Raw genomic sequence first — 13,413 nt, forward strand, 5'->3', positions numbered from 1 at the left:
GTACGCAAGCCTACGGCTGACCGCCGGAAGCCTTCCCGGCGCACTTCTCGCACTGCCCGAAGATCGCGAAGTGCTTCATGTCCGTCTCGAAACCGAACATCCCGCGGAGCTTCGCGGTGAAGTCGGCGGCGACGCTCATGTCCGCCTCGATCACGTTCGTACAGTCCCGGCACACCAGGTGGAGGTGGTGGTGCCGGTCGGCGAGGTGGTACGTGGGAGCGCCGTGCCCGAGATGGGCATGGCTCACCAACTCCAGCTCCTCCAGCAGCTCCAGGGTCCGGTAGACCGTGGAGATGTTCACGCCGCCCGCGGTTCTGCGCACCTCGGTGAGGATGTCGTCGGGCGTCGCGTGCTCCAGCCTGTCGACAGCCTCCAGCACCAGCTGCCGCTGAGGGGTCAGCCGGTACCCGCGGCTGCGGAGGTCGCTCTGCCAGTCGGTGGTCACCACACCCCCAGTCTAGGAGCGGCAGCCCCGGAGCGGGCTACTTGGAGGAAGCAGCCCGCTCGGAGAAAGCAGGCTGCTCGAAGAACGCGGGCTACTTGAAGAACGCGATTCCGTCGTCGGGCAGATCCACGACGTCCTTCGCCCATTCCTTCGGGTCGACGACCTTCTTCAGATGCGCGGACATGTACGGCCGCAGCTCGATCTCGGGGGTGGCCTTCTCCCCCACCCACATCAGGTCGCTCTTCACATAACCGTAGAGCCGCTTCCCACCGGAGTACGGACCGGACGCCGCGGTACGCGCCACCGCGTCCGTGACCAGGTCGATCTGCGGCTTCTGGTCGGCCAGCTCGCCGTACCAGATCTCGACGACGCCCTGGTCGCGGACCATCACGACCTCGACCTTGCGGTGCTCGTCGATGCGCCAGTAGCCCGACTCGGACTCCAGCGGCCTGACCTTCTTGCCTTCGGCGTCGAGCACCCAGGTGTGCGACACGTACTCCAGGAAGTCCCGGCCGTCGTGGCTGAAGTCGACTTCCTGGCCGAAGTTGCACTGCTCCCCGGCGGGGCTGCCTTCCCCGGCGTCACCGAAGGGAGCCGCGACGCCCGCTCCCTCCCAGTGGCCGAGGAGGAACACGAGGGGGACGAGGCTCGGATGCAGGTCCGACGGAATCTCGATCATGAGGGCTCAGACGATCTGTGAGGAGGGTGCGGGCTCGGGCTCGGAAGCTCTCGGGCCGAGGGTCAGCGCTGGCCCTGGTAGAGCTTCTTCACGGACAGACCGGCGAACGCGATGACGCCGACGCAGACCAGAACCAGCAGAGTGGAGAAGATTGCCTCAAGCACGAGGTGCTCCTTGCATGAACGGTGTGAAGGAAGGGCCGGGTCCCAGCCTAATGGGTGGGGGCCCGGCCCTCTCTGCGAGGTGCGCGGCGGCCGGTCGCGAGCCGCCGGCGGACCTCGGCTCAGGGTCCTGGCCGAGCAGCTGGTCCTGGCTCTGAGCAGCTGGTCCTAGCTGAGCAGCTGGTCCTGGAGGATCACCGTCTGGTGAAACGGCACCGCGGGAGCCGCGCCCTTCCCCCGCTCGACCACCAGCGCGAGCGTGTCCCCGGCGATGGAGTACGCCTGCCGGACCTGCTGCGCGCCGTACGGCTGCTGCTCGACGTACACGTAGTCGTCGATGTCCCGCAGGCTGCCCGCGCTGCTCCAGCCCTCGTCGATCTCGGTGTCGGTCACCCCGTTCAGCACGGGAGCCCCGGAGCCGCGCCCCGTCCCGGAGTCGATCACTTGGTCCTTGAACGCCGCGGCGAAAGCAGTCGACTGGAAGGTCAGCAGGTAGATCCGGGTGGACGTGCCGTCCGGCATGGTCCAGCCACGGGCCGCGATGTGCCGTACCGCGTAGTCGCGCAGCTGCTCGGTGAGCAGGGCCCGTGCGTCCTTGCCGCTGTACTCGGAGGCGTACTGGCCGACCGTCACCCAGCCCCCGGTCAGCTTCTTGTCCGGGGTGGCCCCGGCCGGGGCGGGCAGCAGCAGGTCACGGGCGTCCGTGGCATGGATCTGCGCGGTGTTGCCGTCGTTGAACGGCCGCGGCGTCCCGGCGGGCAGCGCGGGCAGTTTCAGGTCGGCGAAGTCCCAGCGGCCGTCGGACGCGGTCGCCAGGCCCGGCACATCGGTGCGGTGCATGGCGGTGAGACCGGTTGCGGCCCCGGCGCCGCAGCCGCCGAAGACGACGGCCGCGAGGGTCCAGCGGGCCACCGCGCGCAGCGCCCTGCGGTCCTTCTTCACGGGAGTCACGGGAGCACCGGGAATCACGTGGTACATCGGATTCGTGGCGAACACGGGCGGCGCAGTCGGCATGGGCGGCACGGACGGTGCGGTGGTCCCGCTGTCCGGCGCCGTCGGCGGCTCGGCGGGATCCGTCGACATCAGAGGCTCGGTCATACGGACTCCCCCGGGGACTTGACGTAGTCGATCTGCTTCTTCAACAGGGCCGCGACGATCTTCCGGGGGAACGGCTGGACACCGTAGGCATCGAACGAGATCAGGAACTCGCCCTCGTAGGCGGTGCACATCATCTCGTCGAGGCCCGACTTCTTCTCCTTCGGCGGCAGGAAGCAGTTCGCCGTGGTCCGGTGGCCCTCGACCTTCGGACCGGCCTCGAAGACCTCCATCGCCTTGAAGAGCTCCGTGCGGAAGGTGTAGGCGTTGCGCACGGCCTTCTTGTCCGTCATACGGGAGATCTGGACCTCGATGACGAGATCGCCGGAGTCGTTGGCGTACGAACGCATCGCCTGTCCCTTCGCGCCGAGCTTCTCCACCCGCTCGTTCCAGTCCCGGCGCCGGGTGCCGGAGAGGCCCTTGCCGCCCGCCTTCAGCATGGCCTCGGCCTGCTTGGCGGTCAGTTCGGCGTCATTGCCGTACGCGCCGATGTCCGGACCGAGCCGGTACTCACCCGTGGCGGGCAGCAGCATCTTGCTCAGGTCGGTGTCGTGCCGCCCCTCGGCCGACCTGGTCACCGGGTCCTTGCCCGGCCCGCGGGGGTCGTCTCCCCAGGACCGGGTCGGTGCCTTCTTGTCGGCCTTGTCCGCCGTGGACGCGGAGTACGCGATGCCGCCACCGGCAACACCGAGCACCAGGACCACCGGCAGTACGGCAGCCGCGATCCTGAAGGCGCGGGACCGCTGCACGGGCGGCTTCGGGACTTCCGGCGCCTCCGGGTGTTCCGACGCCTCCGGGAGACTCAGCGGCTCCGGGGAGTCCGAGGGCTCCGGCAGGGCGGTCTGTTCGTCGTTCACAGGCGCTCCAGCTGCCGCTCGGCCAACGTCCTGATGTCCTTCTTGCTGATCGGCCGGGTGTCGAAAATGACGATGTCGACCATCACGTCGCCGCGCCAGCCCAGTGCACGGGCCTCGTAACTGGGCATGTATCCGGGCTCGTTGTCGACCGGAAAGAGGTAATACCTGGCATTGCCGCTGCCCTTGACCGCGGTGCCGCCGTTGCCCGCGCCGTACTTGGACTCCGCCATGTAGTCGGCCTGCCCCTGGAACATGCCCGCGGCACCCATCTCCGTACCGGCCCGGAACTGCACCAGCCGCACACCGGTCATACGGTGCCCCTGCATCCAGCCCGCCGCAGCGATCCGACGGATGCCCGCCGCGGTGATTTCGGTGAACAAGCTGGCGTCGTCGCGGAATTCAGTGGCGTACTCGTCCGTGGACAGCCAGTGGTCGTACGGGATCGGTCCCTTTTCGTAGATCGGCAGTTCCGACTCGTGCGCGCCCTTCGGCCGGGCGACGAGCAGCTTCCGCAGGTCGCCGTCGGTCCGCAACCGGCTGTCGTCCTTGACGGACAGCGGCGCACGGCCCGCGCCCTTGGCGAGCGGTTCGGCGGGGTACGACAGCCGCTGCTGGGCCAGGGGCGGCAGCGGGGTCGGCGGCCGGTCGGCCTGGATCTTGAACGCGACGGCGCTGCCGCCGACGAGGCCGAGCAGCGCGGCAGCGGCGACGATCAGCGTCGTACGGCCGCGGCGGCGCGGCTTTCTTTCGGGGTCCTGCTGTTCCTGCTGGTCCTGCTGCAGCTCCTGCTGCTGTTCCTGCTGTTCAGGAACGTTGTGTGACGCTTCCAAAGGGGTCCCCCCACGAGACCTGAGGCACAGATTCCGATACCTGCACACCCCACTGACCCACCAGGCGACACGGGGGTTGTACGCCCGCCGATTACAGTTCGGTCATGGCGCAGAAGAAGCTAGTGATCAAGGTGACCGCAGGGTCCGACGCCCCCGAGCGCTGCTCACAGGCCTTCACCGTGGCGGCGGTCGCGGTCGCCAGCGGGGTGGAGGTCTCGCTCTGGCTGACCGGTGAGTCCTCGTGGTTCGCCCTGCCGGGAAGGGCCGCGGAGTTCGAACTGCCGCACGCGGCGCCGCTGCCGGACCTGATCGACTCGATTCTGGCGGGCGGTCGGGTCACGCTCTGCACGCAGTGTGCGACCCGTCGCGACATCACCGAGAAGGACGTGCTGGAAGGCGTACGGATCGCGGGTGCGCAGGTCTTCGTACAGGAAGCGATGACGGACGGCGTCCAGGCGCTGGTCTACTGACCGCTGCCGTGCCGGGCCGTGGCGGGCCGTACCGTTCCGGGCCGTGCTGTGGCGGCCCCGGTCCATGGACCGGCCGCACCAGAGCTACCGGCGCTTCTTGCTCTTCTTGCCGTCCTTGCCGTCCAGTTCGTCCCACCACTTGTCGGACGTGTCGTCGCCCGACGGCTCGTCCCACCAGTGGTCGTCGGGGCCGCGCCGGTTGCCGACGATCGCGGCGACCGGGGGGATGATCATGGCCACGCCGCACATGGCGATCGCTGCCGGGACCGACCAGAGACGTACGAAGGCCCAGGCGGACACGAAGAGCACCAGGCATCCGCCCATCAGCAGGAAATAGCCGCGCCGACGTCGCGAGTACATGCCTCCAGCGTAAGACCGGACGACGGGGTCGGCCTGCTCGCGTCGTACCCGGGACTCCGCGGGTGGTTCCGGGACAGCGCGGAGGGCCGCACCCGCTCCAAGTGGCGTCCAACCCCCTGGGGTGCGGCCCTCCGGCCGGTTCATGAGTCGTGCGTGAGCCGTGCGTGGATCCCGTCAAGGTCCACCGGACTCAAACGGCGATCGCGACCTCGGCCAGTCCGCCGGTCTGCGCGACGACCGTACGGTCCGCCGTGCCACCCGGGACGAGCGCGCGCAGCGTCCAGGTGCCCTCGGCCGCGTAGAAGCGGAACTGCCCGGTCGCCGAGGTCGGGACCTCGGCGGTGAACTCGCCGGTCGAGTCCAGGAGTCGCACATAACCGGTGACGGGCTCGCCGTCGCGGGTCACGCTGCCCTGGATGGTGGTCTCACCGGGCTTGATCGTCGAAGCGTCGGGGCCGCCGGCCTTTGCTCCACACATACGGATCTGTCCTTCAGGTCGGGAAAGCGGGAGAGGGGTTACTTGTTGGCGCCGAGCTCGATCGGCACACCCACGAGGGAGCCGTACTCGGTCCACGAGCCGTCGTAGTTCTTGACGTTCTCCTGGCCGAGCAGCTCGTGCAGCACGAACCAGGTCAGCGCGGAGCGCTCACCGATGCGGCAGTACGCGATGGTGTCCTTGGCCAGGTCGACCTGCTCGTCCTCGTAGAGGGCCTTGAGCTCGTCGTCCGACTTGAAGGTGCCGTCGTCGTTGGCGTTCTTCGACCACGGGATGTTGCGGGCACTCGGCACGTGGCCGGGGCGCTGCGACTGCTCCTGCGGGAGGTGCGCCGGGGCGAGCAGCTTGCCGCTGAACTCGTCGGGCGACCGCACGTCGACCAGGTTCTTGTTGTTGATCGCGGCCACGACGTCGTCGCGGTACGCACGGATCGACTCGTCCTGCGGCTTGGCCTTGTACGAGGTGGCCGGGCGGGACGGCACGGCGTCGACCAGGTCGCGGGAGTCGAGCTCCCACTTCTTGCGGCCACCGTCGAGCAGCCGGACGTCGCTGTGGCCGTAGAGCTTGAAGTACCAGAACGCGTACGAGGCGAACCAGTTGTTGTTGCCGCCGTAGAGCACGACGGTCGTGTCGTTGCCGATGCCCTTCTCCGACAGGAGCTTCTCGAAGCCGGCCTGGTCGATGAAGTCACGGCGGACCGGGTCCTGGAGGTCCTTCGTCCAGTCGATCCGGATGGCGTTCCTGATGTGGTTCTTCTCGTACGCCGAGGTGTCCTCGTCCACCTCGACGATGGCGACCTGCGGGTCCTCGATGTGGGCCTCGACCCAGTCAGCGTCTACCAGGACGTCGCTGCGGCTCATGCGGGTTCTCCTCCGGGGATGGGGTATCCCCTGCTCCCTGCGGAGCCTGGGGAAGTGCGGCGGGTGGTGCGGTGGTGTCGGCGTACGGATCCACGGAGACCGGCGGAATGAGCGCGTCCGGCACCGAGGAGGTGGCCCTGACAATGGTCGAAGGGCCCGGGGGACACGGGAAGGCAGAACTCCCGCTCAGAGAGCGCGACAGAGCATGGCAGCGACGCGGCACAGGTCCACTGCCCGCCGCTTCGTGAGATCAGCCTGTCGCTTCATACCGTCGATCGTAGGGAAGTACGGGCGGAGATGTCACCGTCGTTCCGCATGGCAAGACGGGATCGTCCGCACTGTGGGATGCAAGGGGGAGGAAGGGGCTACGGCCGCGCTTCCCGCCTGCTCCCGTTCTGTTCACCATCTACGGATCGGACAGTGCCGTCTCACTATCCGGCCAGCGCGACGTCCGTACCCGTGACCCCGATGTCGACGCCGTCCTCCGTCGCCCGCACCTGGTCGAGCTTCAGACCGGCGGGCAGCCCGCCGACCGCGCTGTCGAAGTCCGTCTTCTGCCGGACCAGACCCTCCAGGCCGGGGATGCCCTCACCGGGCACCGTGTCCGCGTGCACCTTGATCCGGTCGGTGCCCACCATGGTCACCGAGGACGTCACGCTGCGGGTGAGCGTGCGGCCGAGGATGTTGACCGAGCCGGTGACCTTGACCTTGCCGTTCCCGCCGTACGCGATCTTCGCGCCGGACTCGGACGCCTTGGTGAGGTCCTCGTACGAGATGTGTGCGGTGCCGCTCGCCCGCGCGGCCACCGCACTGGTGAAGGTGCCGGATATCTTCACGTCGTGCAGTTCGGCCCGCACGTTCGTGATGCGTACCTGGCGGCCGGACGCGTTCGCCTCGACGCCCTTGAGCGTGACGTCGACCCGGCCGAGCTTCTTGTCGAGCACCTGGGTCAGGAACGGGAAGCCCTTGATGTCGACGTCCGGCGTCCCGGAGAGGCCCTCGCTGCTGCGGATCCGGTCCGCGGCCTTGTTCTCCGCGACGTTCACCGCGACGCGGTCCACCAGGACGAAGAGGCCGCCCAGAATCACAACGAAGATGAGCAGTATCCGCAGTGCGCGCATGGCCGGTCGGTCCCCCTGGTCGTCCCCGTGTCCCGTGATGCGTGCCTGTGGCACCGGGGGCGAGCCTAACCGCCGGATCAGCCGATGACCCGGCCGATCAGATAGATCGCGGGAGCCGCTGCCGAGAGCGGCAGGGCCACTCCGGCCGTCATGTGGACGAACCGGGACGGGTAGTCGTAGCTCGCGACGCGCAGCCCGATCAGCGCGCAGCCACCGGCCGCGAAGCCGAGCAGCGCACCCGGGGCGCCGCCGGACAGCCCGGTCATCGGGGCCAGCACGATGCCCACGACCGCGGCCACCACGAGCGCCGCGACGACCGGCACGGGGCCGGGCAGCGACAGCGCGCGGACGAGTACGGCGCCGGCGACGGCGATGCAGCCGACCGTGACCGCGTCCGTCGAGGCCGCCAGGATCCCGGTCGCGACGACGGTCAGGGCGGAGGAGGCGATGGTGGCCATCAGTCCGGTCATCCGCTCGTCCGCCGACGCGTGGCTGCGCAGCTGGAGCACGAGCGTGAGCAGCACCCAGACACCGAGCGTGCCGATGATCGCGGCGGGTGCGTGGTCGGCGCCCGCGACGAGCAGGGCGACGTCGGCGACGGCGCCGCCGAGGAAGGCGAGCGCGATGCCCTGACGGGCGGGCCACATCCCGTTGAGCCGGAACCAGCCGGCCGCGGTGAGTGCCTGGAGGACCAGCAGCGGTACGACGACGGCGAACCGCCCGCCGATCGCGGCAACCGCGAGCAGCACGCCGAGCCCGGCGGTCAGCGCGGCCGGCTGCATCCCGGGCGCGATGATCGGCGACCGCCCTTCGGCGCGGGCGCGCTGGGCGTCGGTGATCCGCGCGTTGCCGAGCGTGCTGGGGGCGCTGTACGCGGGCCCGTCACCGGCGACGGCCGCGGGCGCGGGCGCGGTTGCCACGGGCTGCGCGGTGTACGGGGCGGGCGTCGGGGCCTCGGGGGGCAGCGGGTACGACTGCGGCGGCGGGGGTGACTGGTGCTGCTGGTGTTGCTGAGCTGCCTGGTGCTGCGGCTGCGGCTGCGGCTGCGGCTGCGGCTGCGGCTGCGGCTGCGGCTGCGGCTGCGGCTGCGGCTGCGGCTGCGGCTGCGGCTGCGGCTGCTGGGCGTACGGCTGCTGCGGGGTCGCCCGAGGGGCTTCCTGCTGCGGGGCTTCCTGCTGAGGCTGCGGGGTGGCCTGCGGTGCGTACGGCTGCTGGACGGGCTGGTACTGGGTGTCCCAGGTCTGCCCCTCCCAGGTCTGCGTGTACGGGTCGTGGGCGCTCTGGTCCTGTGCGTACGAACCCTGCGCGTACGAACCCTGCGCGTACGAACCCTGCGCCGGGCCCTGCGCGTACGGATCCTGCGGCGCGTAAGGGTCCTGCGCGTAAGGATCCTGCGCATACGGGTCCTGCGCGTACGCGTCCTGGAACGCCTGCTGAGCCTGCTGGTGCGGCTGCCGGCCCGGCTGGTGCGGCTGCTGCCCGTACGGATATTGCTGGTCACTCATGAGTGGGGGTCACCCTCCTGCGAACGGCGGGAGCACCTCGACCGTGCCGCCCTCGGCAAGCCGTACCGTCTCATGGCCACGGGTCCCGACGGGATCGCCGTCGACGAGGAACGAGCATCGCCGCAGCACGTGCGCCAGTTCACCGGGGTGCCGCTCGCGTACCGCGGTGAGCGCCTCGGCGAGGGTGGCAGCCGCGTAGGGCTCTTCGGCGGTGCCTGCGGCGGCCTTGGCGGCGGCCCAGTAGCGGATGGTTCCCGCGGGCATGAGTACTCCTCAGTGGTGTGCGTCGCGCGGATCCATGATGCCGGGTGCGCGCCTCGGGGCCGACCCGGCATCAGGAGCGACCGGCCTCAGGACCTGCCCGGTCAGGGCCGGCCGGCCCCAGGACGGCCGGCGGTCATCAGCCACTCCGCGATCCGCTCCAGCAGCTCGTCCCCCGCGGCGTTCTCCGCGTGGCCCATCCCCGCCTCCACCCACAGCTCCGCGGACCCCGCCGCGGCCAGCATCCGCGGATGGTCCAGCGGGAAGTACGGGTCCCGGTCGCCGTGCACGACCAGCAGCGGTGTCGGGGCGATCAGCGGCACCGCGTCGACCGGTGACAACGGGACCGGGTCCCAGTCCTCGGGGTGGATACGGGTGTGCAGACCGACCCGGCCCACCAGCCGTCCCAGCGGCCGGGTGACCATCCAGTGCAGGCGCCGCATCGGGGCCGTGCCCCGGTAGTACCAGCGCGCGGGGGCGCTCACCGAGGCCACCGCGTCGGTACGTGCCTCCGTGCGCCCCCCGTGCAGGGAACCGTCCAGCGCCGCGTGCCGCAGCACCACCGAGCCGCCCATCGAGAAGCCGACCGTCACCACCCGCGTGTGACCGAGAACACGCGCCCACTCGACTGCGGCAACCAGATCGAGCACTTCTCTGTCACCCACCGTCGAGCGTCCGCCCGACCGTCCGTGCCCGCGGAACGAGAAGGTGATCACGGCCGCACGGTGGGCGAACACCCCGGCGGCGCGCCGTACCGCGGGGCGGTCGACCGCCCCCGTGAAGCCGTGCGCGACCACGATCGCGGTGTCCGTCGGACCGGCCGCGCAGGGCTCGTACAGGGCCTCGATCGGCACCCCGTCACGGGTACGAAGCATCACCCGCCGGTCGCCCGGAGTGACCGAAGGAACAGGCGATCTGTGGAATTGGCCTTCTGACGCGGAAGTCATGTGGGCTATTCTCGTGGAACGAGGACCTGGGCAAAGTTGCCGCCAGGTCCTTTTGTGCTTTCGGCGCGTTGTATACGAAACCGCGCTGACCTGCACAGTCAAAAGCAGTGCCCTTCCGCACGGACCGAGGAGGAACCGACGTAATGGGCGAGCGACATATGCACGACCGTAGGACGACGACCACGGCAGGTGGACCGCGATGAGTTCGCTGCTGCTCCTGACCAACGCTCTGCAACCGTCGACGGAGGTGCTCCCCGCCCTCGGACTTCTGCTGCACAGCGTGCGGGTCGCTCCCGCCGAAGGACCCGCACTCATCGACACCCCCGGCGCCGATGTGATTCTCATCGACGGGCGCCGCGACCTGCCACAGGTCCGCAGCCTCTGTCAGCTGCTGCACTCCACCGGGCCGGGCTGCCCGCTGATCCTCGTCGTCACCGAGGGCGGCCTCGCGGCCGTCACCGCCGACTGGGGCATCGACGACGTCCTGCTCGACACCGCGGGCCCCGCCGAGGTCGAGGCGCGGCTGCGGCTGGCCACCGGGCGGCAGCAGACTTCCGACGACTCCCCGACGGAGATCCGCATCGGTGACCTCTCCGTGGACGAGGCGACGTACAGCGCGAAGCTCAAGGGCCGGGTCCTCGACCTGACCTTCAAGGAGTTCGAGCTGATCAAGTACCTGGCGCAGCACCCCGGCCGGGTCTTCACCCGGGCCCAGCTGCTCCAGGAGGTCTGGGGCTACGACTACTTCGGCGGCACGCGGACGGTCGACGTCCACGTACGGCGGCTGCGCGCCAAGCTCGGCCCCGAGCACGAGTCGCTGATCGGTACCGTCCGCAACGTCGGCTACCGCTTCGTGACCCCGGAGAAGGTCGAGCGCGCGGCCGAGGAGGCCCAGGCGAAAGCGGCCGTGAAGGCCGCCGAGGAAGCCGCTGCCGGGGGCGCCGAACCCGTCCGCCGAACGGGTGACGGAGCAGCCCTCCGGGAAGGCGCCGTCCGGCCTGTAAAACGGTAGGCCAAACGGCGGGTCCATCCGCGTAGACTGCCGCGCGTGGCCAAGGTGACGCGGGACGATGTGGCACGACTGGCGGGGACGTCGACCGCGGTCGTCAGCTACGTCATCAACAACGGACCGAGGCCGGTCGCCCCGGCCACGCGCGAGCGGGTGGTCAACGCGATCCAGGAGCTGGGGTACCGGCCGGACCGGGTGGCCCAGGCCATGGCGTCGCGGCGCACCGATCTCATAGGGATGATCGTGCCGGACGCCCGTCAGCCCTTCTTCGCGGAGATGGCGCACGCCGTCGAACAGGCCGCGTCCGAGCGCGGGAAGATGGTCCTCGTCGGCAACTCCGACTACCGCGACGAGCGCGAGGTCCACTACCTGCGGGCCTTCCTCGGGATGCGGGTCTCCGGTCTGATCCTGGTCAGCCAGGGCATGTCCGAGCGGGCCGCGGCCGAGATCGAGGCGTGGGACGCCCGGGTGGTGCTGCTGCACGAGCGCCCCGAGGCCATCGACGACGTCGCGGTCGTCACGGACGACATCGGCGGTGCCCAGCTCGCCACCCGGCACCTGCTGGAGCACGGGTACGCGTACGTGGCCTGCCTCGGCGGTGTCGAGTCGACGCCCGTGGTCGGCGACCCGGTGGCCGACCACATAGAGGGCTGGCGCCGCGCCATGCAGGAGTCCGGCCGCTCGACCGAGGGGCGGCTCTTCCAGGCGCCGTACAACCGCTACGACGCGTACAAGGTCGCCCTGGAACTCCTCGCGGGCCCGGACCGGCCCCCGGCGATCTTCTGTTCCACCGACGACCAGGCGATCGGCGTACTGCGGGCCGCGCGTGAGCTGCGGATCGATGTCCCGGGCGAGCTGGCGGTGGCCGGGTTCGACGACGTCAAGGAAGCGGCGCTGACGGATCCGCCGCTGACGACGGTGTACTCGGACCGGCCGGCGATGGCGCGCTCCGCGGTGGACCTCGTCCTGGACGACTCGCTGCGGGTGGCCGGGTCGCGGCGGGAGCGGCTGAAGCAGTTCCCGTCGGCGTTGGTCGTCCGGCGTTCCTGCGGCTGCGCCTGAGCCGACCCGGCCGGTCCCGACGACCCGCCGGGACCCCCTCCCGACAGCGCACCCCGTGCGTCTTTATATCGGGCATACAGGGTTCTGTCGGGCTTCTCAGCGGGGACTCAGGAAACTCTCATGGTTGCCGTAAAGGCTCTGAGACATGACCGAGAACCCGGAGCAGTTCCCCACCCCGCAGCACGAAGATGCGTACGCGGCCCGGTCCTACCCGCCGCCGCCCGCCCACGAGCCGTACGCGGCCTGGCCCCCTCCGGCCGCCCCTGCGGATCACGTCAAGTCCAGGCGCGCGAAGCGGCCGGTCGCCCTGCTCGCCGCGGTCGCCATCATCGCCGCGGTCGTCGGCGGCGGTTCGGCAGCGGTCGCCGAGTCCCTCCTGGGCAACGGCAGCAACAACAGCGCCAACCCCGCGGGCACCGTCAGCGGCGCCACCGTCTCGCAGTCGAGCAAGGGCACGGTCTCCGGTGTCGCCCAGGCCGTCTCGCCGAGCATCGTCGAGGTCAAGGCGACCTCCACCGCGGGGGAGTCCACCGGAGCGGGCGTGATCATCACCGCTGCCGGTGAGATCGTCACCAACAACCACGTCATCTCCGGCGCCGACTCGGTCAAGGTCAACCTGAGCAACGGCAAGTCGTACACCGCGAAGGTCGTCGGCACCGACCCGGGCAAGGACCTCGCGCTCCTCAAGGTGTCCGGTGCGAGCGGCCTCAAGCCCGCCTCGCTGGGCAATTCCGCCAATGTCGCGGTGGGCGACCAGGTCGTGGCGATCGGCTCCCCCGAGGGCCTCACCGGCACGGTCACCAGCGGCATCGTCTCCGCGCTGAACCGCGACGTCACCGTCGCCAAGGAGGAGGGCCAGAGCCAGAGCCAGGACCAGGGCCAGCAGCAGTACCAGCGCGGCGGCTCCGGCGGGAACTGGCCGTTCCAGTTCGGCGGCCAGCAGTTCAACGGCGACACCGGCAGCTCCACCACCACGTACAAGGCGCTCCAGACCGACGCCTCGCTCAACCCCGGCAACTCCGGCGGCGCGCTGATCAACATGAACGGCGAGATCATCGGCATCAACTCCGCGATGTACTCCGCCAGTTCACAGAGCAGCGACAGTTCGAGTGCCGCCGGGAGCGTCGGCCTCGGCTTCGCCATCCCGATCGACACGGTCAAGGCCGACCTCGCCCACCTGCGCGCGGGCGGCACCAACAGCTAGGACCTGTCCGGCCGGCACCACCAGCACCATCAGCTATCAGGAGGAACTCTC

The 13,413-nt window shown here is 70.0% G+C and carries 17 protein-coding genes; 4 read left to right on the plus strand and 13 right to left on the minus strand.

Annotated features, from left to right (window positions below; translation table 11 throughout):
• Positions 1–10 precede the first annotated feature (10 nt).
• The 5 genes from OG709_RS16420 to OG709_RS16440 form a co-directional block, all read right to left on the minus strand.
• Entirely contained in the window at positions 11–448 is a 438-nt protein-coding gene (locus tag OG709_RS16420) for a Fur family transcriptional regulator (protein ID WP_250300966.1), read from the minus strand.
• A gap of 88 nt (positions 449–536) precedes the next feature.
• Positions 537–1,124, minus strand: coding sequence for an FABP family protein (locus OG709_RS16425; RefSeq protein ID WP_266642207.1), 588 nt, complete (start codon positions 1,122–1,124; stop codon positions 537–539).
• Between the two features lie 329 nt (positions 1,125–1,453).
• Entirely contained in the window at positions 1,454–2,383 is a 930-nt protein-coding gene (locus OG709_RS16430) for a hypothetical protein (RefSeq protein WP_329166680.1), read from the minus strand.
• Positions 2,380–3,237, minus strand: a complete 858-nt coding sequence (locus OG709_RS16435; RefSeq protein ID WP_266642205.1) for a hypothetical protein — start codon at positions 3,235–3,237, stop codon at positions 2,380–2,382. Before OG709_RS16435 ends, OG709_RS16430 begins: the two co-directional genes overlap by 4 nt.
• On the minus strand, positions 3,234–4,067 hold the full coding sequence (locus OG709_RS16440; RefSeq protein ID WP_329166682.1) for a hypothetical protein: 834 nt from the start codon (positions 4,065–4,067) through the stop codon (positions 3,234–3,236). The genes OG709_RS16435 and OG709_RS16440 overlap by 4 nt, the downstream gene beginning before the upstream one ends.
• A gap of 104 nt (positions 4,068–4,171) precedes the next feature.
• Between OG709_RS16440 and OG709_RS16445 the strand changes: the two genes are divergently transcribed.
• Positions 4,172–4,537, plus strand: coding sequence for a DsrE family protein (locus OG709_RS16445; RefSeq protein ID WP_250300961.1), 366 nt, complete (start codon positions 4,172–4,174; stop codon positions 4,535–4,537).
• An 84-nt stretch (positions 4,538–4,621) separates the two neighbouring features.
• On the opposite strand, the gene OG709_RS16450 is transcribed toward OG709_RS16445, so the two are convergent.
• The 8 genes from OG709_RS16450 to OG709_RS16480 form a co-directional block, all read right to left on the minus strand.
• Positions 4,622–4,897, minus strand: coding sequence for a DUF3099 domain-containing protein (locus OG709_RS16450; RefSeq protein ID WP_250300960.1), 276 nt, complete (start codon positions 4,895–4,897; stop codon positions 4,622–4,624).
• A gap of 190 nt (positions 4,898–5,087) precedes the next feature.
• Complete coding sequence (locus tag OG709_RS16455; RefSeq protein ID WP_215095097.1) at positions 5,088–5,375, minus strand: DUF1416 domain-containing protein; 288 nt, start codon at positions 5,373–5,375, stop codon at positions 5,088–5,090.
• A gap of 38 nt (positions 5,376–5,413) precedes the next feature.
• A complete protein-coding gene (locus OG709_RS16460; protein WP_250300959.1) occupies positions 5,414–6,253 on the minus strand; it encodes a sulfurtransferase in 840 nt (279 codons plus the stop codon).
• A gap of 186 nt (positions 6,254–6,439) precedes the next feature.
• Positions 6,440–6,520: a putative leader peptide gene (locus tag OG709_RS36075; RefSeq protein ID WP_350797220.1), complete on the minus strand. Its 81-nt coding sequence runs from the start codon at positions 6,518–6,520 to the stop codon at positions 6,440–6,442.
• A 164-nt stretch (positions 6,521–6,684) separates the two neighbouring features.
• The gene (locus OG709_RS16465) at positions 6,685–7,374 is read right to left on the minus strand and encodes an LmeA family phospholipid-binding protein (RefSeq protein ID WP_250301342.1); all 690 of its coding nucleotides are present in this window, start codon (positions 7,372–7,374) and stop codon (positions 6,685–6,687) included.
• A gap of 77 nt (positions 7,375–7,451) precedes the next feature.
• Complete coding sequence (locus OG709_RS16470) at positions 7,452–8,879, minus strand: hypothetical protein (protein WP_329166687.1); 1,428 nt, start codon at positions 8,877–8,879, stop codon at positions 7,452–7,454.
• 9 nt (positions 8,880–8,888) lie between these two features.
• Entirely contained in the window at positions 8,889–9,143 is a 255-nt protein-coding gene (locus tag OG709_RS16475; protein WP_250300957.1) for a MoaD/ThiS family protein, read from the minus strand.
• 101 nt (positions 9,144–9,244) lie between these two features.
• Positions 9,245–10,087, minus strand: a complete 843-nt coding sequence (locus OG709_RS16480; protein WP_250300956.1) for an alpha/beta hydrolase — start codon at positions 10,085–10,087, stop codon at positions 9,245–9,247.
• A 199-nt stretch (positions 10,088–10,286) separates the two neighbouring features.
• Between OG709_RS16480 and OG709_RS16485 the strand changes: the two genes are divergently transcribed.
• The 3 genes from OG709_RS16485 to OG709_RS16495 all read left to right on the plus strand — a co-directional run bounded on the left by OG709_RS16485 (position 10,287) and on the right by OG709_RS16495 (position 13,362).
• A complete protein-coding gene (locus tag OG709_RS16485; RefSeq protein ID WP_329166690.1) occupies positions 10,287–11,099 on the plus strand; it encodes a response regulator transcription factor in 813 nt (270 codons plus the stop codon).
• A 36-nt stretch (positions 11,100–11,135) separates the two neighbouring features.
• On the plus strand, positions 11,136–12,158 hold the full coding sequence (locus tag OG709_RS16490) for a LacI family DNA-binding transcriptional regulator (RefSeq protein WP_250300954.1): 1,023 nt from the start codon (positions 11,136–11,138) through the stop codon (positions 12,156–12,158).
• A gap of 145 nt (positions 12,159–12,303) precedes the next feature.
• The gene (locus OG709_RS16495; RefSeq protein ID WP_284347924.1) at positions 12,304–13,362 is read left to right on the plus strand and encodes a S1C family serine protease; all 1,059 of its coding nucleotides are present in this window, start codon (positions 12,304–12,306) and stop codon (positions 13,360–13,362) included.
• Positions 13,363–13,413 lie beyond the last annotated feature (51 nt).

It is taken from the genome of Streptomyces sp. NBC_01267 (genome assembly GCF_036241575.1).
In the GTDB taxonomy this organism is placed as follows: Bacteria; Actinomycetota; Actinomycetes; order Streptomycetales; family Streptomycetaceae; genus Streptomyces.